The organism is Actinobacillus porcinus, assembly GCF_901764995.1.
Lineage (GTDB): Bacteria > Pseudomonadota > Gammaproteobacteria > Enterobacterales > Pasteurellaceae > Exercitatus > Exercitatus porcinus.
In genome coordinates this window covers 22,888-47,233 of sequence record NZ_CABFKI010000013.1, presented here as the reverse complement: position 1 = coordinate 47,233, position 24,346 = coordinate 22,888, and the positions used below count along the sequence as shown (strand labels likewise).

Sequence of the window (24,346 nt, the reverse complement as noted above, 5' to 3'; positions counted from 1 at the left end):
CAGTGTTTTGAGTGTTATTGTATGCTAAAAGCAAGTAAAAAACGAGAAATTTCAGGTGGAAAAACTACAAAAATCCCCCACAACAATGTTTAAATTTTTTTCCTGAACCACATAAACAAGGTTGTTTTTGCGTGGGTAAATCTACGGTGGGATCCACAAAATACCAACGTGCGTTGATTTTTACAAAAAGTGATGTTTCATGATGCACCTGTTCGCCATTTTCGGTGGCAAAAAAGGCGTTAAATTCTACGGTACTGTGGATTTTAGACACCGATGGAACGTGCGAGACAATTTCTAACCCTGTCCATGTTGTGGTTTCTGCCCAATCGAGCAATGCCTTTTTATCGAGTAATGCCTGTTGGCTTGGCGCAGTGGTTGCCAAGATATAATCAATATTTTTCATAACATAAGCACAATAACGAGAACGCATCAATTGTTCCGCTGTTTGTGGTATGGCATGGTTTTGATGAAAGGGTTCACAGCAATCAGCGTAATGATGTCCTGATTGGCAAGGGCAAAGTGCGGTCATAAATTCTCCTTTTTTCTGTGTCTAGGATAGCATAGAATACACTCAAAGCGATGCACTATCACCATGACATGACGGTGTTAGTGATTAAAACCTTTTTATTTTTGACCGCACTTACAAGGACATTTTATGAGTATTTATGAAATTGCACGCAATACAAATGGGGACGTATTTGGGATTAACAAAAAAATGGCTAACCGCCATGGTTTAATCGCCGGTGCAACAGGCACAGGGAAAACCGTGACGTTGCGAAAATTAGCCGAAGCCTTTAGTGATGACGGCGTACCGGTTTTTTTAGTGGACGTTAAAGGCGATTTATCAGGATTAAGCCAAAAAGGGGCACTACAAGGTAAAATCGCTGAACGCGTAGAACAATTTGGTTTAGGTGGCGAAGCCTATTTGAGTGGATACCCTGTGTCATTTTGGGATGTATTTGGCGAAACAGGGATTCCATTGCGTACCACCATTTCAGAGATGGGGCCGATGTTATTATCTCGTTTATTAAATTTAAATGACACCCAAGAAGGCTTGTTGAATATTTTGTTCCGCGTAGCCGATGATAAAGGTTTGTTGCTGATTGATCTGAAAGATTTGCGCGCGATGTTGAAATTCTTAGCAGACAACGCCAAAACATTCCAACTGCAATACGGCAATATTTCTGCTGCCAGCGTTGGTGCCATTCAACGAGCCTTGCTAGCCCTTGAAAATCAAGGCGCAGATAAATTATTTGGCGAGCCTGCCTTAAACTTAGAAGATTGGATGCAAACGCGCGATGGTCGTGGCGTGATCAATATCTTGAATTCAGAGAAATTGATCAATTCACCGAAGATGTACGGTGCCTTTTTATTGTGGTTAATGGCGGAATTATTTGAGCAGTTACCCGAAGTAGGCGACCCTGAAAAACCTAAATTTGTGATGTTCTTCGATGAAGCGCATTTATTATTTGATGGCGCGCCGGCGGTATTAGTGGATAAAGTGGAACAAGTTGTGCGCTTAATTCGTTCAAAAGGGGTTGGGATTTATTTTGTGACGCAAAATCCATTGGATTTGCCTGAAACGGTGTTAGGGCAATTGGGTAACCGAGTGCAACACGCCTTACGGGCATTTACACCGCGCGATCAGAAAGCCGTCAAAACCGCGGCAGAAACCTTCCGTGCGAATAAAGGTGTGAATGTGGTTGAAGCGATTACTACTCTTGGGGTCGGTGAGGTGTTAGTGTCTTTCTTAGATGCAAAAGGCATGCCAACGCCGGTAGAAATGGCGACCATTTTCCCACCGAAAAGCCAACTTACCCCATTAACGGCGGAGCAACGCCAAGCTTGGGTTAAAGAAGATGATTTGTTCCCCTATTACAACGAATATGTGGATAATCAGTCGGCATTTGAAGTGTTACAAGAACAAGCCAATCTTGAAGCTGTAGCTCAACAACAGGCACAACAAGCTCAAGATGAAGAAGAAAATGGCATTGTAGGTAGTTTAAGCCGTATGTTGTTTGGCACCAAAAAACGTGGTGAGAAATTAACGGTCACAGAAGAGATCGTTAGTGGTGTAGTGAAATCCGTAGGTCGCAGTATGCGTAGCCAAATTACAAAACAAATTATGCGTGGGCTGTTAGGGGCGTTGAAAAAGTAAAGGATAAAACACAAAAGAATAAACCGCACTATTCAAAATCAAGTGCGGTTATTTTTTTACGATATTTTATTTAATGGTTACGCAAAGTATTTTTCCAAATCTTCGCTGCCACCGATATATTGACCGCCGATAAATACTTGCGGTACCGATGTTTTGCCTGTGATAGCACGAACAGAAATGGTTGATGCATCACGACCTAATACGATTTCTTCAAAAGCATAGCCTTTTGCTTTTAATAAGGCTTTCGCTTTCGCGCAGTATGGACAACCCGGTTTGGTGATGATAGACACCGATGGTTTTGGTTGCCAATCCGGTTTTAAATATTTAATCATGGTATCCGCATCAGACACTTTGAACGGGTCGCCCGGTTCGTTTGGTTCGATAAACATTTTTTCGACCACACCGTTTTTCACCAACATGGAATAACGCCATGAACGTTTACCAAAACCTAAATCTTCTTTGCCCACAAGCATACCCATGCCTTCGGTAAATTCACCGTTACCGTCCGGAATAACGGTAATATTTTCTGATTCTTGATCCGCTTTCCACGCATTCATGACAAAGGTATCGTTAACGGACATACAAATAATGTCATCCACACCTAATGCTTTGAATTCGCACGCTAATTCGTTGTAGCGTGGTAAGTGTGTGGATGAGCAAGTTGGGGTAAATGCGCCCGGTAATGAAAATAAGACAACGGTTTTGTTGTCGAATAATTCAGCTGATGTCACATCAACCCAAGCATCGCCTTGACGCGTGTGGAATGTCACTTGTGGGACTTTTTTTCCTTCCATATTAGACATAATATTTCTCCTTAATAATGTGAGATAAAGTAAATGATTGTGTAATACGGGGTGAATTATAGTTTTGTTTATGTTATCGTTACAAACAATTAATAGCTATTCATTTAATCGTTTTTTTCTATTCAAAAAAGGCAGGTTTTCTGATGAACATTCGCGATCTTGAATATCTTGTGGCTCTCGCCGAACATAAACATTTCCGCCGCGCCGCGGATGCTTGTAATGTGAGCCAACCCACTTTAAGCGGTCAAATCCGCAAACTTGAAGATGAGCTTGGTATTGTGTTGTTGGAACGAACCAGCCGAAAAGTGTTGTTTACTCAATCCGGTTTGTTGTTAGTCGAACAAGCGAAACAAGTTTTGTATGAAGTCAAAATTCTCAAAGAAATGGCGAGTAATCAAGGGAAGGATATGACAGGTCCGCTTCATATTGGCGTCATTCCTACCGTAGGGCCGTATCTGTTGCCTTATATTATGCCGGCGTTAAAAGCGGAATTCCCTGAACTGGAATTATTTTTATACGAAGCCCAAACGACCCAATTACTGAATAAATTAGAAACAGGTCAATTGGATTGCGCCATTTTAGCCAGCGTACCTGCCACAGAACATTTTATTGAAGTGCCGTTATTTAACGAAAAAATGATGTTGGCAGTATCGGAAAAGCATGAACTTGCCAACGCGAAATCCGTGCCTGTGGCGGATTTAAAAGGGCGCGAAGTGCTGATGTTAGACGATGGGCATTGTTTGCGTGATCAAGCCTTAGGTTATTGTTTCACCGCCGGGGCAAGCGAAAACCCGCACTTTAAAGCTACCAGCCTTGAAATGTTGCGCAATATGATCGCGGCAAATATGGGCGTAACATTAATGCCTGAACTGGCGGTGGTCAATGAAGGCGCGCGTAAAGGGGTGAAATATATTCCTTGCACCTCCCCTGAACCGAAACGCACCATTGCCCTAATCTATCGCCCGGGTTCGCCATTGCGCGCGCGTTATGAACGCATTGCAAGTGCGGTCAAAGATGCGGTCAAACCGATTTTAGGGAGACGATAATATGGCCGGGGTGCGTGCTATTCAAAAAGAAAAAACGCGCCGCGCCTTAGTGGATGCGGCATTTAACCAGCTGACCGCTGAAAAGAGTTTTTCCAATCTTAGCCTGCGTGAAGTGGCGCGAGAAGCCGGTATTGCCCCTACTTCTTTCTATCGTCATTTTAAAGATATGGATGAACTGGGGTTGGTGATGGTGGATGAAGCCGGGTTAACCTTGCGCCAACTCATGCGCCAAGCCCGTAAACGTATTGAAAATGGCGGCAGCGTGATTGTGATTTCAGTCGAGACTTTTTTTGAGTTTATCAACAATAGCCCAAACGTTTTCCGTTTATTGTTGCGCGAAAGCTCAGGGACATCCAGCGCATTCCGCACGGCATCGGCGCGAGAAATTAAACACTTTGTGGACGAACTGGCGGAATATCTTGCCTATACCCATCATTACAGCCAATATATCGCCTATGTTCAAGCGGAAGGCATGGTGACTTTGGTGTTTACCGCCGGTGCGAATGCGTTGGATATGAGCTTACGCGAACGCGAACAGCTTAAAGAACGCCTGATTATGCAATTACGTATGTTAGCCAAAGGAGCGGCACATGCGCCGAATAATCGGGATTAGTATTTTCTGATCTTCCGTATTTTCCACCGCACTTTTAAGGAACTGACGTGAACGCCAAACAATCTGTTTCCACCAAAATTGCCCATTATTTGGTTGCCATTATCATTTTTGCGGGCATTATTACCACCTTTGCCCTTGGGATCATTGCGAGCAGCCGCTCTGATGCGGAACAAATCAATATTTCCGGTTCCTTGCGCTTCCAAACCTACCGCATTTGGTACGGTTTAAAGCAAGAGCCGAATCAAATTGATCTGTATTTACGGGAATACCGCCGTAGCTTACATTCCCCTGCCTTGATGAAAATTGATGAGCAATTTCTTGCCCCCAAAACCGTTAAACATGCCTATCATGATTTAATTAGTGCTTGGCGCGAAATGGAACAACTGGCATTGCGTGCGGATGAAAAAACCTATCGAGAAAATCTGCCGCAATATGTTGGGCAAGTGGATAAATTTGTCCATTCATTACAAGAAGTCGCGGAATATAAAGTGGCGATTACCACCGCGGTGATTTTATCTGCGATGCTATTAATTATTGGGATGGTGGGCTATGTCATTTGGTACACGCGCAGAAAAGTGGTGAGCCCGTTACAACTTCTCACACGGGCGAGCGTACAAGTTCAAATGCGTCAATTTAAGCATATCCCACTAGATACCCAGCGTAATGACGAATTAGGCAGTTTGGCGAAAGCCTTTACCCAAATGTCCGGCGATTTGTACAAATTATATGCCCATCTCGAAGAGCGGATTAATGAAAAAACGCAAAAACTCACCCAAATTAACCGCACTTTAGCGATGCTTTACCATTGTTCGCAAACCCTAACGGCTTCGGATATCGATCGCAATCGGTTATTGTTGGTGATGCAAAATGTGATGGCAATCGAACATCTTATCGCCTTTAAATTAACCTTATTAGGCAGTGAAGATTGGAATATTGAATTAGGCAATCCATCTAAAAATCGTACCTGGCAAGAGATTGCCCTTGGCGATGAAAAAAATCCCTTGGGGGTATTAAGCTGGCAGGCAGGCTTGCCTTGCCCTGATCCGCGGACAATGGATAGCATAGCCCAGTTATTAAGCCGTTCACTTTACTTTGATCAAAGCCAACGTCAGCAACAACAATTGCTATTGATGGAAGAACGTTCAATTATTGCACGAGAACTACACGACTCGCTGGCGCAAGTCTTGTCTTATTTGCAAATTCAGCTAACCTTACTCAAACATCATCTGCACAAGGACGATGAAGAGACGAAATCTAAAAGCTTGGCGATTATCAACGATTTTGAACAGGCGCTCAGTGATGGCTACACCCAATTACGTGAATTATTAGCCACCTTCCGTTTAACGGTGCAAGAAGCTAATTTGAAATTAGCCTTGGAACAGGTGATTGAAAGCTTGCGCACGCAAACGGATATTCCGCTTTGCGTAGATTGCACCTTGCCGTCACAGATTTTTAACGCCCAGCAATTGGTGCACGTGCTGCAAATTGTACGCGAAGCCACGCTCAATGCCATTAAACACTCACAAGGCAGTTTGATTGAAATTGTGGCGCGAACTAATGACGAGGGTGAGCGTGAAATTGTGATCAGCGATAACGGCGTGGGTATCCCGAGTTTAGATGAACCGGAAGGACATTACGGCTTACGTATTATGGAAGAACGTAGTCGCCAATTAAATGCCCAATTAACCATAAAAAATCGCCCAACAGGCGGTACAGAAGTACGGATATTGTTATAGAACATGAAGATGAGAAAAGCGATAGAACAAGATTTTCCGCAAATTATTGCCATTTATAATCAAGCCATCCCTTGCCGCCGTATTACCGCGGATTTGGAACCTGTTACCGAAAACGGCCGCCGTGCATGGTTTGATGCCCATTTAAATCATGACCGCCATCCCATTTGGGTGTTAGAAAGTGCGGTGGAAATCGGACGTATTTTGGGGTGGTGCAGTTTTTCGCCGTTCTACCAACGTGCCGCCTTTGCGCAAACCGTTGAAATTAGTATTTACTTGGATGAACAAGCCAAAGGGAAAGGCTATGGCTCGCAAGCCCTGCAATTTTTGCAAGCGCAAATGCAGGATTGTGGCGTGAACACCTTAATGGCGTATGTGATTGAAGAAAATCAAGTCAGCCGAAAAATGTTTGAAAAGCAAGGTTTTGAACAATGGGGGCGTTACCCCAATATCGCCAATATGGGCGACAGCTTGCAGACATTTTTAATATACGGTTATCAAAAACACCCATAACATTTTGTAAAATAATTCCTTTCCTGTGCTCTCAATTACGCCGGAAATGGCGTTTTTACTGGTCATATGCGTATTTTTCTGTTAGATTGGGGGCTTCCTTGTTTTAGAAAGTTCCTTTCTATTGCTTTATTTTCAAACTATTGCTCTATTTTCAAACCCAAAAGGACAATTATGACATTTGATACTTATGAAACAGTGGCACTTGCCTGTTTGGTTTTATTACTCGGTTATTTTCTCGTTAAACGTATTCGCGTTTTAAGTGATTTCAATATTCCGGAACCTGTCGTTGGCGGTTTTATTGTCGCTATCTTATTAACGGTTGTGCATCAAGTTTGGGATGTCAGCTTTACCTTTGATAAAAGCATCCAAACCACAATGATGTTAGCGTTCTTTAGCTCTATCGGTTTAAGTGCAAACTTTGCACGTTTAATTAAAGGCGGCAAACCGTTGATCGTCTTTTTAGTTATCGCCGCAGCATTAATTTGTCTCCAAAACTCGGTGGGGATTTTGGGCTCAATGGCAATGGGCTTAGATCCTGCTTATGGTTTAATCGCAGGTTCTGTTACTTTAACCGGTGGTCATGGAACAGGTGCTGCTTGGGCGGCAGACTTAACCCGTGAATTTGGGATTTCCGGTGCAATGGAATTAGCGATGGCTTGTGCAACTTTCGGCTTAGTGTTCGGCGGGATTATCGGCGGCCCTGTGGCGCGTTTTCTGTTAAAACGTATGCATAGAGCGGAAATTCCGGAAGATGAAGAAGTGAATGACGTTGAAGAAGCCTTTGAAAAGCCGGTTTATCGCCGTAAAGTAAATACACGCACTATTATCGAAACGATTACGATGATGTCTATTTGTTTATTTGTGGGTCAACATTTAGATGCCGCGACAAAAGGAACCGCACTTCAATTGCCGACTTTCGTATGGTGTTTATTTACCGGTGTCATTATCCGCAACAGCCTTGCACATATTTTTAAATTTAAGGTGGCAGATGATGCAATTGACGTATTAGGGACAGTGGGCTTATCCATTTTCCTTGCGATTGCCTTAATGTCATTGAAATTATGGGAATTAGCCGGCTTAGCCTTACCGGTCTTCGTTGTCCTTGCGGTACAGGTTTTGGTGATGATTTTATTCGCCATTTTTGTGACTTATCGTTTTATGGGCAAAGACTATGACGCTGTCGTTTTAAGCGCAGGACATTGCGGTTTTGGCTTAGGTGCGACACCAACTGCGGTAGCCAATATGCAAGCGGTCACTTCTCACTTTGGGCCATCACACAAAGCCTTCTTAATCGTACCCATGGTGGGGGCATTCTTCATCGACTTGTTAAATGCTAGCCTGTTAAAAATATTTTTAGCGGTTGTTCAAGCATTGCATTAATAAACAGCGTCCCCAAAAAATACCGCATACAAGTGCGGTGTTTTTTTATATAGAATTTGCGTTCCGGCCTAATGAACGTTAGACTAAAGGTGATTTAGTTGAGAGGGATTTTTTATGCAAAGCCTTGTTTCATTTCATACTTTTGGCACACCGGCACAAGCCAATGCCATTATCGAATTTACTACCCTTGAGGAATTACAACAAGCGTGGCAGCAAGCGAAACAAAACCGGCAACCGGTCTTGTTTTTGGGGCAAGGCAGTAATGTGTTATTTGTACGTGATTTTAAGGGAACGGTGCTGATTAACCGTCTGATGGGGATTGAACATAAACAAGATAAGGATTTCCATTATTTGCATGTAAATGCAGGGGAAAATTGGCATCACTTAGTAGAATGGTCATTAGCCCAAGGCATCGGTGGCTTAGAAAACTTAGCGCTTATCCCGGGCTGTGCCGGCTCTGCCCCTGTGCAAAATATTGGTGCTTATGGCGTAGAATTTAAAGATGTTTGCGACTATGTGGATGTCTTAGATTTAACCAAAGGTGAACAATTCCGTTTAAGCAACGCAGAATGTCATTTTGGTTATCGCGAAAGTATTTTTAAAACAAAATATAAAGGGGATTTTATCGTTACCGCCGTGGGGCTAAAATTAGCCAAAAACTGGCAACCTGTGCTTAAATACGGCTCATTGAGCGATTGGGATCCAAGTGCGGTCAATGCAAAACAAGTTTTTGACGAAGTCTGTGCGGTACGCCGTGCGAAATTACCTGATCCCGCAGAATTTGGTAATGCCGGTAGTTTCTTCAAAAACCCTGTGGTGACGGCTCGTCAATTTCAGGATTTAGTCGCGGAATACCCAACCATTCCCCACTATCCGCAATCCGAAGGGTTTGTGAAACTGGCTGCAGGTTGGCTTATCGACCAATGTCAGTTGAAAGGCTATCAAATCGGCGGTGCGGCGGTACACGAAAAACAAGCCTTGGTATTAATCAATAAAGGCAATGCCACAGGTTCTGATGTAGTCGAACTGGCACACCATGTGCGCCAAGCCGTGGCGGCAAAATTTGATATTTATCTCGCGCCGGAAGTGCGCTTTATTGGCGAAAATGGCGAAATTAACGCGGAAAATGCAATTAGTTAAAAGGAACAAAAATGGACTTCAAAACAATTTTAGAGACGTTACCTACCATTGACCATTTAACAGGGTTAAATGTTTTAGATGGCGAAACAGTTATTCACCATATTCCCGCAGTAGCAGGCAAATTGGGATCCTTACGCGTTTATAATGCGTTGACACAACAATTTAACGGCAAACTTGACCGCACTTCGGCAGAAAAAGGATTGGAAATTTTTGCTGAACATACGGCGGATGCCAAAGTGAACCCAGGTAAGCACCCGAATATTGATTTGCTGTTAGCGGTGGTTGATGAAAATAAAAACTATCAATTAGTGCCGATTTTCGCATAATTTTTTACGAAAATAGCGAACTATTTTTCTAAAAGTGCGGTCTAATTTAACATAATTTTGAAAGTCATTTGATCTTTCAAATTTTTATGTTATAAAAGATGAAATGGTTCATCGGAACTAAGAAGGAAGATAATGAATAAAGAAGCGCAAATGATGTTAGTCCCACAAGGTAATCTTGAAGGTTATATTCGAGCAGCCAATGAGTACCCAATGCTCACTGCTGACGAAGAAAAGGATTTAGCAGAGCGTTTATATTACCAGCAAGACCTTGAAGCGGCAAAAGCGTTAATCTTATCCCATTTACGTTTTGTCATTCATGTCGCGCGCGGTTATTCAGGCTATGGATTGCCGCAAGCTGATTTAATCCAAGAAGGTAATATCGGTTTAATGAAAGCCGTTAAACGCTTCAACCCTGAAGTTGGCGTGCGTTTAGTATCTTTTGCCGTGCATTGGATCAAAGCGGAAATTCATGAATATGTATTGCGCAACTGGCGTATTGTTAAAGTGGCCACCACCAAAGCACAACGTAAATTATTCTTTAATTTGCGTAAAACAAAACAACGTTTAGGTTGGTTCAATGAAAACGAAGTGGATTTAGTGGCAAATGAGCTGGGCGTTTCCAAAGAAGATGTGATCGAAATGGAAAGCCGAATGACAGGCGCAGACGTTGGCTTTGATTTATCAAACGATGACGAAGAAGATGCTTATGTGCCGTCTATGTATCTTGAAGACAAAAGCTCAAACTTTGCGGCGGAGTTAGAAAATACGAACTACGAAGACCAAGCGGTTGAGCAATTAAGCCAAGCGATGGATGCCTTAGATGCCCGTAGCCAAGATATTATCAAAACCCGTTGGTTAGACGAGAATAAAGCCACATTACACGATTTGGCGGCAAAATATAACATCTCAGCAGAACGCGTTCGTCAACTTGAAACCAACGCCTTGAAAAAATTAAAAAGCGCGGTGAGTTTCTAATCATAAGAATAGTAAAGGCATAATGGACAATCTTCGTTCATTATGCCTTTTATTTTTCTCATTGCCTTGTCAACAACACCAACACTTCATAATGGCCGGTATGTGGGAACATATCAAAAAGCTGAATTTTTTGCAGTTGGTAATGGGTCAATTCCTGCAAATCTTTCCCCATGGTCACCGCATTACAACTTGAATAAAGAATAAAGTGCGGTTGCATTTGGTTGAGAAATTGCGCCAAGGATTTTCCGATCCCACGTCTTGGGGGGTTAACAATCACCAAATCCGGTTTTTGTTCATTTTGGTTCAAAGCAAAATTAGCGGCATCAAGAGACTGAAAACGCACGTTTTTCAGACCGCACTTTTGGCTGGAAAGGGTGGCGGAATAAATGGCAGATGGGGAAATTTCAATCCCTGTGAGCTGTACATCAGGATTATTCTTTGCCAATGCCGTGGCGCAATGCAAACCAAAACCACCCACGCCGCAGAATAAATCCCATAATTGGTTAATCCGCAAGGATTGAACCCACTGCTGCGCCGTGCCATATAAGGCTTGCGCCACGGTGGGATTGGTTTGAAAAAAGCCTTGTGGTCGAATAAATAAAGGAATACGGTTAAACTGCTCTTCCAACACCTGTTGTTCCGTCAAAAAAATTTCTTTTTCCCCTTCCAAAATGGCGGCGTGTTGCGGTTGAATATTGGCGGTAACCACCTTAAGTTGCGGCAATTTTGCCAGTAATCCTGCTAATTCCCGTTGCATTAAGGGCAATTTATTTTCTGAACGCAACACAAAGCGCACCATCAATGTTTGGTTATAACGGCTTTCTGTGAGCAAAATATATTTGAGTTCCCCTTTCTGTTTGGCGATGTTATAAGGCACCAAACCGGCGCGCCCGATAAAATCTTTTAATATCTCAAAAATTGCCTCAAAGTGCGGTGGATAAAGGGGGCAATTGGTGAGAGAAACAGGCTGATGCTGCTCGTTAACAATGCCCAAAATAGGACGTTCCACCGCGCCGGACACCACCATTTTGGCTTTATTGCGAAAAGCGGTTAGGGGCGAAGCATAAGACGGAAGCCATTGGGCGCAAGATAAATCCAGCCCTTGTAATTGGGCTTTCAAATGGGTTTCTTTTTCTGTCAGTTGGTCGCCATAAGGCTTGGCTAACCATTGGCAAGAACGACATTGTTGGGTTTGGAAATGAGAACAAGAAATCATAAAAAGATAGAAAGATAAAAAGACAGAAGGGCAAGTTTGACTTGCCCTAATAGTTAACACATTAAGCGGATTGTTTCGCCAGTTGTTTTTGTAACTTCACTAATTTTTCTTTCATTCGGTTACGTTTTAATGGCGACAAATGATCGGCAAACACGATACCGTTAAGGTGATCCATTTCATGTTGAATACAAATGGCCAATAATCCGTCCGCACTTAAAGTAAATTCTTCACCCTGGCGATTTAACGCTTTAACCGTTACTTTTTCTTTACGTGGCACAAAACCGCGTAAACCCGGCAAGGACAGACAACCTTCCTCGATGCCTGTTTCACCTTCGCTTTCAATCAATTCAGGGTTAATTAAAACCAATTGATCCGTTTTTTCGCCCGTAATATCAATGGTGATGACACGTTTATGCACATCCACTTGCGTAGCCGCCAAGCCAATGCCTTCTTCTTGATACATGGTTTCAAACATATCATCAATAAAGGTTTGAAGCTCATCATTAAATTCCGTCACCGGCGTTGCCACGGTTTTTAAACGTTCATCGGGATAAATTAATACATTCAGTAATGCCATAAAATCTTTCCTAAAATAATAAATATCCGCGCTATTTTACCCTAATTTCAGGGAAATCGCTCTTTTTTCTTCGAAATTCTGAATCATCCCTGTTGATATAAGCGATAGCTCACTTGTCCTGTGGTTTTCTCTTTTAACAAAAACCAATTTTCCGGCACGTTTAAAGGTTTATCGCGTTCCGTTTCCACATAAACTAAGGCGTCCGGAGCAAGCCATTGATGCTCAGACAGCAACGAAATAGCTTGTTCAGCTAAACCAAAATGGAAAGGGGGATCCAAAAAAACCACATCAAAGCGCGGTTGATTTTGCGGCTGTTTTAGATAATCCAAACTGCTTTGGTTAATCACTTGTGCTTGATTTTCACCGCACTTTAACGTCTGTAAATTTTGACGCAGTTGCGTAGCCACCGCTTTATCTAATTCCAAAAAGGTCACCGATTTTGCCTGACGGGAAAGGGCTTCAAAGCCCAGAGAACCGCTGCCCGCAAAGGCATCCAAACAACGGGCATCCACAATATAAGGCATTAACCAGTTAAATAAGGTTTCTTTCACGCGATCCCCGGTGGGACGCAAGCCTTGTGCATTTAATACGGGCAATTTTCGCCCACGCCAAAGACCTGCAATTATGCGCACTTCGCCTTTTGGCGCGGCAACTTGCGCTTTTGTGTGTTTTTTCATATGGATAAATGATAAACTTAAAAACATTTTGTAATGTTCAATATTTTAACAGACTTTGAGAGATTTTATGGCAGAAGAAAAGAAAAAAGGTGGTTTTTGGTCTTGGTTGGGTTTGGGTAAAAAGGAATCTCAAGCCACGGTAGAAGAAAAAAATGATAATCTCACAGATAAAACCGAAGACAGCGTTGGGAATATCAGCGAGCAAATCGAGCAAAAATTAGATGAAATTACTGAAAAACTTGATGAAACGCTGGATCAAGAAACGAAAGAAATCATCGAAAACTTCGCTCAATCAGAAGCCACGTTAACTTCGTTTGATAATCAAACTGCCCTTGAGCCAACACAGCCGGAGCAGTTTATTACGCCACAGCCTGAAAGGGTAGAGACACTTGAAGCCCTAACGGAATCAGAAAAAACAGCAGCAACCGCAACAGAAACGGAAAGTGCGGTTGAAATATCAGATGTTTTAGAAGAACAATTGCCTGAGATTTCGGATGGTTTAGCCGAAGACAATACAAAAACAGCTATTTCAGACAATGCCATTACACAAGAAAAACCTAGTGAAGGTGGTTTTTTCAGTCGTTTATTAAAAGGCTTGGTTAAAACTAAACAAAACATTGGCGCAGGTTTCCGTTCATTCTTTTTAGGCAAAAAAATTGATGATGAACTGTTTGAAGAATTAGAAGAACAGCTTTTAGTGGCAGATATTGGCGTGCCAACCACCATGAAAATTATCAAAAATTTAGAACAGCACGCCTCTCGTCAACAGTTAAAAGACGCTGATTTGCTTTATCAACAGTTAAAGCACGAAATGGCGGAAATCTTAAAACCGGTGGAACAACCCCTTGAAATTGATACCAGCAAAAAGCCTTATGTCATTTTAATGGTGGGGGTGAATGGTGTGGGCAAAACGACCACTATTGGTAAACTCGCGCGCCAATTCCAACAGCAAGGTAAGTCTGTCATGCTTGCCGCCGGCGATACTTTCCGTGCCGCAGCGGTAGAACAGTTACAAGTTTGGGGCGAACGTAACCACATTCCTGTGATTGCACAAAGTACAGGCTCTGATTCTGCTTCGGTAATTTTTGATGCGATGCAATCTGCAGCCGCACGCAATATTGATATTTTGATTGCAGATACTGCAGGGCGTTTGCAAAATAAAAATAACCTGATGGATGAGCTGAAAAAAATCGTACGCGTTATGAAGAAATACGATGAAACCGCACCTCATGAAATTATGCTGACACTTGATGCTGGCACAGGGCAAAATGCCATTAGCCAAGCCAAATTATTTAATGAAGCAGTGGGCTTAACAGGCATCAGCTTAACCAAACTTGACGGCACAGCTAAAGGCGGCGTGATTTTTGCTATTGCCGACCAATTCAACTTGCCTATTCGTTATATCGGTGTGGGGGAGAAAATTGAAGACTTACGCACTTTCAATGCGAATGAGTTTATTGATGCGTTGTTTAGCCATGAAGATGAATAACTATGCGAATTCCAAGAATTTATCACCCTGAAAATCTCGAAAGTCAAACTCATTGCCAATTGAGCGATGACGCGGCAAATCATGTGGGGCGCGTGTTGCGGATGCAGGCAGGTGAGCTAATTGAACTATTTGATGGCACAAACTATATTTATCCGGCAAGGATTACTCAGGCAAGCAAAAAAACAGTAGAAGTTGAAATTTTAGAACGTGAATTTGCGGATCGAGAAAGTCCATTACCTATTCATTTAGGGCAAGTCATTTCGCGTGGGGATCGCATGGAATTTACTATTCAAAAATCCGTGGAACTGGGGGTTAATGTGATTACGCCATTATGGTCTGAACGTTGTGGCGTAAAACTGGATGGTGAACGTTTGGACAAAAAAATTCAACAATGGCAGAAAATTGCTATTGCCGCTTGCGAACAGTGTGGGCGTAATGTGGTTCCTGAAATTCGCCCAATGATGAAATTGCAAGATTGGTGTGCAGAAAATGATGACGCATTAAAGCTTAATTTGCATCCAAGAGCGAAATATTCCATTAAAACCCTGCCTAATATCCCTGCGGCAGGGGTGCGTTTACTTATTGGTTCTGAAGGGGGATTATCACCACAAGAAATCGCCCAAACCGAACAACAGGGTTTTACTGAAATTTTATTAGGTCCACGGGTTTTACGTACTGAAACTGCTGCTCTAACTGCGATTACCGCATTACAGGTTTGTTTTGGTGATTTGTGATTAGTGCAGAAAATAAAGGGGGAATTGTTCATCTTAGACTGCTGACGACCCTATACGAGCTGAGCTGCCCCCCCCAAAAAAAAAAGTTGCACTTGCACAAGACGGTCGTTGAGCCTGTCGAAACGTAAGTCTTGTGCAACGCACTGAAATGGCTTATGGTTCGACAAGCTCACCAACCGCCATTCCAGCCTTGAGTAAATTTATACAATTTTATTAAGCCCAAATCACCACATCCTCTTGTGATTTACGGGCTTTTTGTGCGATTTCTTGGGTGCGATAGCCGAATGTAACGGCAACGGACACGCCCCATTCATTGGCATCAAATAAACCGGCTTCAGCTAATACACGGTTCATTTTGTCATAATTAAACCCTTCAATTGGGCAAGAATCAATGCCAACCATCGCCGCGCCCGTCATCATATTGGCAAGGGCAATATAGGTCTGTTTGCTACACCAATCGAATAATGCACGTTCATTATCTAAGGTTTTCATTTCATTTGTTTGGAAATCTTTATATTTTGCGATGGTTTTTTCAATGGCTTCAGGCTCAGTTACACCACGGCGTTTCATGCCTTCGAGCATAAACTCGCTGTCATAGCGTGCATTTTTTTTTCGCTAAGATGACTACAATATGGCTTGCGTCATCTAAGGCAGTTGCCATTCCCCAGGAGAAGGGTTTAATCGCTTCGCGCAATTTAGGATCTTGTAGCACAATAAATTTCCAAGGTTCAGAACCCACAGAGCTGGGTGATAAGCGTCCTAATTCTAGAATAAAGTGAAAATCCTGTTCGCTGATTTTGCGTGTCGGATCGTAATAACGGCAAGATTTTCGATTTTTGAAAGCGGATAAAACCTGTTCTGTAGTTAAAATTGTCATAGCCTTTCCTTTTTAAATGCTTTAAAAAATAACCGCACTTCCTCTTGCGAATAAGTGCGGTTGAATTTTATTGCGTTTTAATCACTCAATTACATTGATTCTGTGAATGTACGAGTAATTACGTCTTGTTGTTGTTCACGTGTCAATGAGTTGAAACGTACTGCGTAACCAGACACACGAATGGTTAATTGTGGGTATTTGTCTGGGTTTTCAACCGCATCTAATAATGTATCACGGTTTAATACGTTTACGTTCAAGTGTTGACCACCTTCCACAGTTGCTTCGTGGTGGAAGTAACCATCCATTAAGCCGGCAAGGTTGCGGCGTTGTGATTCCGGATCTTTACCTAATGCGTTTGGTACGATTGAGAAAGTATATGAAATACCATCTTTCGCGTATTCAAACGGAAGTTTAGCAACTGATGTTAATGATGCAACCGCACCTTTTTGGTCACGACCGTGCATTGGGTTAGCACCTGGACCAAATGGTGCACCGGCACGGCGACCATCAGGTGTGTTACCTGTTTTCTTACCATAAACCACGTTAGAAGTAATAGTAAGAATTGATTGTGTTGGAGTCGCGTTACGGTAAGTTTTGTGCGTTTGAATTTTTTTCATGAAACGTTCAACTAAGTCAACAGCGATATCATCAACACGTGGGTCGTTGTTACCGAATTGTGGATATTCACCTTCAATTTCAAAGTCTAAAGCTAAGTTTTTCGCTACACCTGTTACTTCGCCTGCTTTATTTTTGATTTCGATGTCGCCACGAATTGGTTTCACTTTCGCGTATTTAATTGCTGATAATGAGTCAGCCGCCACTGAAAGACCTGCGATACCACATGCCATTGTACGGATAACATCACGATCGTGTAACGCCATTAATGCCGCTTCGTATGAATATTTATCGTGCATGAAGTGGATGATATTTAATGCGGTCACATATTGTGTTGCTAACCAATCCATGAAACCGTCCATACGTGTCATCACCGTATCGAAGTCTAATACTTCATCCATCATTGGCTCAGTTTTTGGACCTACTTGCATACCGTTTTTCTCGTCCACACCGCCGTTGATTGCGTATAACAATGTTTTCGCAAGGTTAGCACGTGCACCGAAGAATTGCATTTGTTTACCAACGATCATTGGTGATACACAACATGCGATAGCGTAGTCATCGTTATTAAAGTCCGGACGCATTAAGTCATCGTTTTCATATTGAACAGATGAAGTATCAATAGACACTTTTGCACAATAACGTTTGAATGCTTCCGGTAATTGCTCAGACCAAAGAATGGTTAAGTTTGGTTCTGGCGATGTACCCATGTTGTATAGGGTGTGTAAAATACGGAATGTATTTTTAGTAACTAATGTACGACCGTCTAAGCCCATACCTGCAATAGTTTCAGTCGCCCACATTGGGTCACCAGAGAATAATTGATCGTATTCAGGTGTACGTAAGAAACGAACCATACGTAATTTCATTACTAAGTGGTCCATTAATTCTTGCGCTTCAGTTTCATTGATTACGCCGTTTTGTAAATCACGTTCGATATAAATATCTAAGAATGTTGCTGTACGACCAAATGACATCGCCGCACCATTTTGTGATTTAATCGCTGCAAGGTAAGCGAAGTAAGTCCATTGGATGGCTTCTTGTGCGTTTGTCGCAGGACCTGAAATATCGAAACCGTATGACGCAGCCATTTGTTTCATTTGACCTAAAGCACGATGTTGTTCTGCGATTTCTTCACGTAATTGGATAGTCGCTTGTAAATCTTCGCCCGCTTCTAAACGTGGTTGTAAAGAATCGAATTGTGCTTTTTTGTCTTTCATTAAGAAATCAACACCGTATAACGCAACGCGGCGGTAGTCACCGATAATACGGCCACGACCGTATGCATCCGGTAAACCTGTTAATACGCCTGATTTACGGCAACGTAAGATATCCGGTGTGTAAACATCGAATACACCTTGGTTATGTGTTTTACGGTATTCAGTAAAGATTTTTTCTACTTGTGGATCTAAAGTACGACCATAAACTTGGCAAGAACCTTTAACCATATTGATACCACCAAACGGCATAATGGCACGTTTTAATGGAGCATCAGTTTGAAGACCTACAATTTTTTCTAAATCTTTTTGGATATAACCCGGTGCGTGAGCCGTGATTGTTGACGGTGTATGCTCATCAAAATCTAATGGTGCGTGAGTTTTATTCTCAATTTTGATGCCTTCCATCACTTGCGCCCATAATGTTGTGGTCGCTTCAGTTGGGCCGGCTAAGAATGATTCATCACCTTCATACGGTGTATAGTTTGTTTGAATGAAGTCACGTAAGTTAACTTCAGTTTGCCATGCACCTGGTTTAAAACCGGCCCAGGCTTTTTGTTGAGCTTCTGTTAATTGAGCCATTTAATACTTCCTTCTGTTAGTATTGATATAGTTGAAACCTTGTAAGTGCGGTGATAAAAAACAGCAAAATTTTTACCGCACTTACGCCAAATTACACTTAAATCTTAATGATGGGCGTGTGGTTTGTTGGTGTACCACTGCATTAATGCCACACAAACGCCACCGCCAACAATGTTACCCAAGGTAACAGGAATTAAATTTTTCACTACAAAATGATAGACATCTAAATCAGCATATTGTTCAGGATTTAATCCGATAGATTGCCAAAATTCAGGACTGCTGAAATGTGCTGTAATCATTCCCATTGGAATCATAAACATATTGGCTACGCTATGTTCAAAGCCTGATGACACGAATAAAGCAATCGGTAAAATTTGAATAAACGCTTTATCTGTTAAGGTTTTACCCGCATAAGTCATCCACACCGCCAAGCAAACCATAATGTTACACAACATCCCCAAAGCAAAGGCTTCTGTCCAAGTATGATGAATTTTATGTTGCGCCGTATTTAAAATGGTTAAACCCCACTGTCCATTCGCTGCCATGGTTTGCCCACCAAACCAAATCAACGCCACAATAAATAAACCACCAATAAAGTTGCCAAAATACACCACAACCCAGTTACGTAACATTTGCCAAGTTGAAATACGGTTATTAACACGCGCTACCATAGTCATGGTCGATGAAGTAAAGAGTTCGCAGCCACAAACCACTACCATAATCACGCCCAAAGAGAACACTAAACCGCCCACCAGTTTGGTTAAGCCCCAAGGCGCACCGGCATTGCCTGTTTGAGTCGTTGTATAGAAAACAAAGGCTAACGCGATAAACGCACCTGCGGAAATTGCAGAAAGGAAAGAATAGAATTGATTTTTACTGGCTTTATATGCTCCTGCATCTTCACCAATTTGCGCCATTTGAGTTGGATTTGCTGCCACTGTGGACATCTTTTCTTCAGTTGCCATTTGGGTTTAATACCTTATAAGAGTTAAATGCGCGTATTTTATGGGGAAATACGAAAAACTTCAAACTAAAATATTTTTGAAATTTTATAAATTTTTTTAATTATAGGTGAGAACATACCCAAAGTAAAAAGGATTTCAGAGAAAGACACGGAAACTTGCGCTAGATCAAACTCTACACCACTAAAATTGCCTTTTTATGCATTATCTGTTAAAAAGTGCGGTGAGAATTGACAGTATTTTACGATATTATGTCGCAACTGCACAAAGCTGAAATGGTGGTTGGTGAGCCTGTCGAACCATAAGGCATTTCAGCGATTTTCCGCACAAGACTTACGTTTCGACAAGCTCAACGAACGTCTTGTGTAGCGACTACATAATCCCACTACTTTATAAGGAATTGAACCATGGCAACAGAAACCATTTTCAGCAAAATCATTCGCAAAGAAATCCCGGCCAATATCGTTTATCAAGATGAGTTAGTGACCGCTTTCCGCGATATTGCCCCACAAGCACCAACCCATATTTTAATCATCCCTAACAAACTAATCCCAACGGTGAACGATGTGACAACAGAAGACGAAGCTACATTAGGACGTTTATTCACCGTTGCCGCGAAAATCGCTCAGCAAGAAGGCATTGCCGAAGACGGTTATCGTTTGATTATGAACTGCAACAAACATGGCGGACAAGAAGTGTTCCATATTCATATGCATCTTCTTGGTGGCGAGCATTTAGGCCCAATGCGCGCGAAATAATCCTTTTGTGATCCTTTATGAGTCAATCAATGAAAAAAATATCGGTCATTTTCACCGCACTTTTTTTGGCGGCCTGTTCCACCACGCCAAACTTAGTCAAAACCCACAGCCCTATTTTGAATATTGATGCGGCAATCAACCCGTTTATTGATGCTGCCGCCCAATCTCACGAAGCTTGGGTAAAAAACACCGGTCAGCAACCGCTTCAGCTACATTACGATCTATTTTGGTACAGTGAGAATGGCGTAACCCAACCTGCGAGCCAAACACATGATGCTTTTAGCGGCTCATTGTTATTGCAACCGCAACAAAAGCAAGCGATTGAGCTGACAAAACCCACCCCTGAAAGCGTGAATTATCGTCTTTATTTAAGAAAATAACAGATTATGTCAACCTTACTCATCGACCTAAAAGGTCAAACATTACAACAAGAAGAAGTGGAGTTGCTTGAGCATCCACTTGTGGCAGGGCTTATTTTATTTACGCGTAATTTTTATGATCGCGAGCAAATTCAAGCTTTGATTAAAGATGTGCGTCAACGTGTGAAAAAACCGCTTTTGATTACCGTTGACCAAGAAGGCGGGCGTGTACAACGTTTCCGTGAGGGTTTTACCCAACTTCCCGCCATGCAATCTTTTGCGGCGTTGGAAAAAGATGTGAATGAACAATTACGTCTTGCCCAAGAAACCGGTTGGCAAATGGCGGCGGAAATGACCGCGCTTGATATTGATCTGAGCTTTGCGCCGGTGTTGGATCTTGGGCACGAATGTAAGGCGATTGGCGACCGCAGTTTTGGTGGCGATGTGGAATCTGCCGTTCGCTTAGCCGGCGCTTATATCAATGGGATGAAACAAGCGGGGATGGCAACCACAGGCAAGCATTTCCCGGGGCATGGTCACGTCATTGCGGATAGTCATTTGGAAACGCCCGTTGATGAACGCCCAAGTGCGGTGATTTTTGAGCGAGATATTCAGCCTTTTAAGCAATTGATTGCGCAAAATCAACTGGATGCCGTGATGCCTGCCCATGTGATTTTTAGCCAATGTGACAGTCAACCCGCCAGCGGTTCCCGTTATTGGTTGCAACAGATTTTGCGCCAACAACTGGGCTTTACCGGTGCGATTTTCTCGGATGATTTGGGCATGAAAGGCGCTGGCTTTATGGGGGATTTTGTAGCGCGTAGCGAAAAAGCACTTGCGGCAGGTTGTGATTTGCTGTTACTGTGCAACGAACCTGACGGCGTGGTGCAAGTGTTGGATAACTTAAAACTTAATGAAAATCCACCGCACTTTGCCGCGCGTCAACGCCGTTTGCAGTCTCTGTTTAAGAAAAAAGCCTTCAGTTGGAATGAATTAACCAAAACTGAACGCTGGTTGAAAAATCACAAAACATTGAGCGCATTTCAGCAGCGATGGTTAGAAACCAAAGCGCAGTGAGCGTAGAAATAAATATTTTCTTTTTAACTTTTAACGTAGCACTTTATGATGAAAAAACTGAACATTATTTTTGCCGGCACACCTGATTTTGCCGCGCAACATCTTCAAGCCTTATTAAACTCCCAACACAATGTCATTGCGGTTTATACCCAACCTGATAAACCGGCCGGGCGTGGTAAAAAATTGCAAGCCAGCCCGGTGAAGCAGTTGGCAGAGCAAAATGGTTTACCTGTATATCAACCAAAATCCTTGCGCAAAGAAGAAGCGCAAGCGGAATTAAACGCACTCAACGCCGATGTAATGGTGGTGGTGGCTTATGGCTTAATTTTGCCGAAAGCCGTTTTAGACGCGCCGCGTTTAGGTTGTTTAAATGTGCATGGTTCCATTTTGCCACGCTGGCGTGGCGCGGCGCCAATTCAGCGGGCAATTTGGGCAGGCGACAAGCAAACGGGCGTGACCATTATGCAGATGAACGAAGGTTTAGACACCGGCGATATGTTGCATAAAGTGTATTGTGACATTGACGCCACAGAAACCTCAGCCAGCCTTTATCATAAATTGGCAGAGCTTGCGCCACCTGCGTTGATTGATGTGTTAGATCATTTGGAAACAGACAAATTTTCCCCTGAGCAACAAGACGACAACCAAAGCAATTACGCGGACAAATTGAGCAAAGAAGAAGCCAAATTGGATTGGTCGCTTTCCGCAAGCCAGCTTGAACGCAATATTCGCGCCTTTAATCCTGCGCCGGTGGCGTATTTAACGGTCAACGTAAACGGCACGGAAGAGCGTATTAAAGTGTATCAAGCAGAGGTTTTGCCGCACCAAGATAAGCCAATTGGGACGGTACTTGCCTTTGATAAAAAAGGCTTACAAATTGCCACCGCGGACGGCGTGTTGAACATTAAACAATTACAGCCATCAGGCAAAAAGCCGATGATGATCCAAGATTTCTTAAACGGTCGTGGGGATTGGTTTACTTTGGGTGAGCAACTATGAAAAGCAACCAAAAGCCTGTTAAACGCGTAAAAACATCGCCAAAAAACACCGCACTTTCCGCGAAAAATCAGGCCGTACGAACCACGCAAAATGTGCGTGCCGTAGCCGCGCAAATTATTTTGCAAGTGTTGGATCAAGGCAAATCCTTATCCGCCTTAATCCCTGAAATGCAACAACAGGTAAAACCTCAAGATTTGCCTTTATTGCAAGAAATCTGTTTTGGCGTTTGCCGCGTCTTGGTACGTTTGGAATGGATTATTCGTTTGCTTGTGGATAAACCATTGAAGGGCAAAACACGCATTGTGCATTGCTTACTGCTTGTTGGCTTGTATCAACTGCTCTATATGCGCGTGCCTGAACACGCGGCATTAAACGAAACCGTTAACGCCATTAAGGATTTAAAATCAGAAAATTTCCGTGCATTGACTAATGGTGTGCTGCGCCGTTTTCTACGCGAGCAAGAAAATGTGCTTGCCGTTGTGGATAAACATTGGCAAACCAACCATCCGGACTGGTTTGTTAATAAGCTGAAAAAAGCTTACCCCAATTGGCGTGACATTATTGATGCCAATAATCAAAAACCGCCTATGTGGATTCGCGTAAATCAGCAACATTGCACCACAGAAAACTATCGTCAGTTATTATTGGCGGAAAGTGAAATCAACGCGTTTAGCGCGGAAAATCCCCATGCCTTGCGGTTAGAAAACCCAAGTGCGGTGCAAAATTTGCCTCATTTTGCGGAAGGCTGGGTAACGGTGCAAGATGTTCACGCGCAATGGTCGGGATTGTTGCTTGAACCCCAAAACGGCGAATTGATTTTAGACGCCTGCGCCGCCCCCGGAGGCAAAACCACTCATATTTTAGAACAAGCCCCGGCGGCTAAAGTGGTGGCGTTAGATGTGGAAGAAAGTCGGTTGAAACGCGTGCATGAAAACTTGGCGCGATTAAAGCAAAAAGCCGTGGTGATTTGTGGCGATGCCACGCAACCTGACAGCTGGTTGCCACAGGCGGCAGAGCAAATTGTAGGGCGAAAAAGTGCGGTGCAATTTGATCGCATTTTACTGGACGCCCCTTGTTCCGCTACCGGCGTTATCCGCCGTCATCCTGATATTAAGTGGTTACGCCAAGAAAGCGATATTGAACAACTGGTGGCATTACAACGTCAAATTTTAACCGCACTTTGGACAACCTTAAAACCGAATGGTGTGTTGTTATATGCCACCTGCTCTGTTTTACCCGAAGAAAACAGCCGGCAAATCGCCCAATTCTTGCAAGATCATCCTGACGCGAAATTAGAACCCTTGCCTTTTAGCCAAGATAAAAGCGCGGTGGGTTTTCAGTTTCTTCCGCAAGAAAACGGTGGTGACGGATTTTATTATGCGAAATTGAGAAAATTGGCATAATGTTGTTTTTGATAAATATTGTAGGGCTTCCCTTTGCCCTATAATGCGATATATCCCGATATTATGTCGCCATTGCACAAGATGTTCGTTGAGCTTGTCGAAACGTGAGTCTTGTGC

The 24,346-nt window shown here is 42.8% G+C and carries 23 protein-coding genes and 1 pseudogene; 16 read left to right on the top strand and 8 right to left on the bottom strand.

Annotated elements, in window-relative coordinates:
* Positions 1–64 precede the first annotated feature (64 nt).
* Positions 65–529 carry a YchJ family protein gene (locus E7T07_RS09285; RefSeq protein ID WP_135710871.1) on the bottom strand — a complete coding sequence of 155 codons (465 nt, stop codon included), beginning with the start codon at positions 527–529 and terminating at the stop codon, positions 65–67.
* Positions 530–655: 126 nt separating this feature from the next.
* Here E7T07_RS09285 and E7T07_RS09280 point away from each other — a divergent pair, with 126 nt between their 5' ends.
* Positions 656–2,158: a helicase HerA-like C-terminal domain-containing protein gene (locus E7T07_RS09280; protein WP_135710870.1), complete on the top strand. Its 1,503-nt coding sequence runs from the start codon at positions 656–658 to the stop codon at positions 2,156–2,158.
* A gap of 77 nt (positions 2,159–2,235) precedes the next feature.
* On the opposite strand, the gene E7T07_RS09275 is transcribed toward E7T07_RS09280, so the two are convergent.
* Positions 2,236–2,961 (bottom strand): glutathione peroxidase, encoded by a 726-nt coding sequence (locus tag E7T07_RS09275; RefSeq protein ID WP_135710869.1) that lies wholly within the window; start codon positions 2,959–2,961, stop codon positions 2,236–2,238.
* Between the two features lie 143 nt (positions 2,962–3,104).
* Here E7T07_RS09275 and oxyR point away from each other — a divergent pair, with 143 nt between their 5' ends.
* The 8 genes from oxyR (at position 3,105) to rpoH (ending at position 10,687) form a co-directional block, all read left to right on the top strand.
* Complete coding sequence (oxyR, locus tag E7T07_RS09270) at positions 3,105–4,007, top strand: DNA-binding transcriptional regulator OxyR (protein ID WP_135710868.1); 903 nt, start codon at positions 3,105–3,107, stop codon at positions 4,005–4,007.
* 1 nt (position 4,008) lies between these two features.
* Positions 4,009–4,620: an HTH-type transcriptional repressor FabR gene (fabR, locus tag E7T07_RS09265; protein WP_135710867.1), complete on the top strand. Its 612-nt coding sequence runs from the start codon at positions 4,009–4,011 to the stop codon at positions 4,618–4,620.
* A 47-nt stretch (positions 4,621–4,667) separates the two neighbouring features.
* Positions 4,668–6,356, top strand: a complete 1,689-nt coding sequence (gene narQ, locus E7T07_RS09260) for a nitrate/nitrite two-component system sensor histidine kinase NarQ (RefSeq protein WP_135710866.1) — start codon at positions 4,668–4,670, stop codon at positions 6,354–6,356.
* A gap of 3 nt (positions 6,357–6,359) precedes the next feature.
* A complete protein-coding gene (locus tag E7T07_RS09255; RefSeq protein WP_135710865.1) occupies positions 6,360–6,866 on the top strand; it encodes a GNAT family N-acetyltransferase in 507 nt (168 codons plus the stop codon).
* Between the two features lie 171 nt (positions 6,867–7,037).
* Positions 7,038–8,246: a sodium/glutamate symporter gene (gene gltS, locus E7T07_RS09250; RefSeq protein ID WP_135710864.1), complete on the top strand. Its 1,209-nt coding sequence runs from the start codon at positions 7,038–7,040 to the stop codon at positions 8,244–8,246.
* Positions 8,247–8,360: 114 nt separating this feature from the next.
* The gene (gene murB, locus E7T07_RS09245) at positions 8,361–9,386 is read left to right on the top strand and encodes a UDP-N-acetylmuramate dehydrogenase (RefSeq protein ID WP_135710863.1); all 1,026 of its coding nucleotides are present in this window, start codon (positions 8,361–8,363) and stop codon (positions 9,384–9,386) included.
* Positions 9,387–9,397: 11 nt separating this feature from the next.
* The gene (locus E7T07_RS09240) at positions 9,398–9,712 is read left to right on the top strand and encodes a DUF2322 family protein (protein WP_135710862.1); all 315 of its coding nucleotides are present in this window, start codon (positions 9,398–9,400) and stop codon (positions 9,710–9,712) included.
* Between the two features lie 132 nt (positions 9,713–9,844).
* The gene (gene rpoH / locus E7T07_RS09235) at positions 9,845–10,687 is read left to right on the top strand and encodes an RNA polymerase sigma factor RpoH (protein ID WP_135710861.1); all 843 of its coding nucleotides are present in this window, start codon (positions 9,845–9,847) and stop codon (positions 10,685–10,687) included.
* A 58-nt stretch (positions 10,688–10,745) separates the two neighbouring features.
* Here rpoH and rlmC read toward each other — a convergent pair whose 3' ends face one another.
* From rlmC to rsmD, 3 genes are all read right to left on the bottom strand, one after another.
* Entirely contained in the window at positions 10,746–11,903 is a 1,158-nt protein-coding gene (gene rlmC / locus E7T07_RS09230; protein ID WP_135710860.1) for a 23S rRNA (uracil(747)-C(5))-methyltransferase RlmC, read from the bottom strand.
* A gap of 61 nt (positions 11,904–11,964) precedes the next feature.
* Positions 11,965–12,480 carry a peptide deformylase gene (gene def / locus E7T07_RS09225; protein WP_135710859.1) on the bottom strand — a complete coding sequence of 172 codons (516 nt, stop codon included), beginning with the start codon at positions 12,478–12,480 and terminating at the stop codon, positions 11,965–11,967.
* Positions 12,481–12,563: 83 nt separating this feature from the next.
* Positions 12,564–13,157, bottom strand: a complete 594-nt coding sequence (gene rsmD, locus E7T07_RS09220) for a 16S rRNA (guanine(966)-N(2))-methyltransferase RsmD (protein WP_135710858.1) — start codon at positions 13,155–13,157, stop codon at positions 12,564–12,566.
* Positions 13,158–13,224: 67 nt separating this feature from the next.
* Here rsmD and ftsY point away from each other — a divergent pair, with 67 nt between their 5' ends.
* Together ftsY and rsmE are read left to right on the top strand one after the other, a co-directional pair.
* On the top strand, positions 13,225–14,646 hold the full coding sequence (gene ftsY, locus E7T07_RS09215; RefSeq protein ID WP_135710857.1) for a signal recognition particle-docking protein FtsY: 1,422 nt from the start codon (positions 13,225–13,227) through the stop codon (positions 14,644–14,646).
* A gap of 2 nt (positions 14,647–14,648) precedes the next feature.
* The gene (gene rsmE, locus E7T07_RS09210) at positions 14,649–15,380 is read left to right on the top strand and encodes a 16S rRNA (uracil(1498)-N(3))-methyltransferase (protein WP_135710856.1); all 732 of its coding nucleotides are present in this window, start codon (positions 14,649–14,651) and stop codon (positions 15,378–15,380) included.
* Between the two features lie 213 nt (positions 15,381–15,593).
* Here the strand turns inward: rsmE and E7T07_RS09205 are convergent.
* The 3 genes and pseudogenes from E7T07_RS09205 to focA form a co-directional block, all read right to left on the bottom strand.
* Positions 15,594–16,257: pseudogene (locus E7T07_RS09205) on the bottom strand (NAD(P)H-dependent oxidoreductase).
* An 89-nt stretch (positions 16,258–16,346) separates the two neighbouring features.
* Entirely contained in the window at positions 16,347–18,671 is a 2,325-nt protein-coding gene (gene pflB / locus E7T07_RS09200; protein WP_135710855.1) for a formate C-acetyltransferase, read from the bottom strand.
* A 104-nt stretch (positions 18,672–18,775) separates the two neighbouring features.
* Positions 18,776–19,636 carry a formate transporter FocA gene (gene focA, locus E7T07_RS09195; RefSeq protein ID WP_135710854.1) on the bottom strand — a complete coding sequence of 287 codons (861 nt, stop codon included), beginning with the start codon at positions 19,634–19,636 and terminating at the stop codon, positions 18,776–18,778.
* Positions 19,637–20,040: 404 nt separating this feature from the next.
* Between focA and hinT the strand changes: the two genes are divergently transcribed.
* From hinT to rsmB, 5 genes are read left to right on the top strand one after another with little or no spacing between them, the layout of a single operon-like run.
* Positions 20,041–20,391 carry a purine nucleoside phosphoramidase gene (gene hinT, locus E7T07_RS09190; RefSeq protein WP_135710853.1) on the top strand — a complete coding sequence of 117 codons (351 nt, stop codon included), beginning with the start codon at positions 20,041–20,043 and terminating at the stop codon, positions 20,389–20,391.
* A 29-nt stretch (positions 20,392–20,420) separates the two neighbouring features.
* The gene (locus E7T07_RS09185) at positions 20,421–20,771 is read left to right on the top strand and encodes a YcfL family putative periplasmic lipoprotein (protein ID WP_135710852.1); all 351 of its coding nucleotides are present in this window, start codon (positions 20,421–20,423) and stop codon (positions 20,769–20,771) included.
* A 6-nt stretch (positions 20,772–20,777) separates the two neighbouring features.
* Positions 20,778–21,827, top strand: a complete 1,050-nt coding sequence (gene nagZ / locus E7T07_RS09180; protein ID WP_135710851.1) for a beta-N-acetylhexosaminidase — start codon at positions 20,778–20,780, stop codon at positions 21,825–21,827.
* Between the two features lie 48 nt (positions 21,828–21,875).
* Positions 21,876–22,826, top strand: coding sequence for a methionyl-tRNA formyltransferase (gene fmt, locus E7T07_RS09175; protein WP_135710850.1), 951 nt, complete (start codon positions 21,876–21,878; stop codon positions 22,824–22,826).
* Positions 22,823–24,229 carry a 16S rRNA (cytosine(967)-C(5))-methyltransferase RsmB gene (gene rsmB / locus E7T07_RS09170; protein ID WP_135710849.1) on the top strand — a complete coding sequence of 469 codons (1,407 nt, stop codon included), beginning with the start codon at positions 22,823–22,825 and terminating at the stop codon, positions 24,227–24,229. The genes fmt and rsmB overlap by 4 nt, the downstream gene beginning before the upstream one ends.
* The last annotated feature ends 117 nt before the right edge of the window (positions 24,230–24,346 follow it).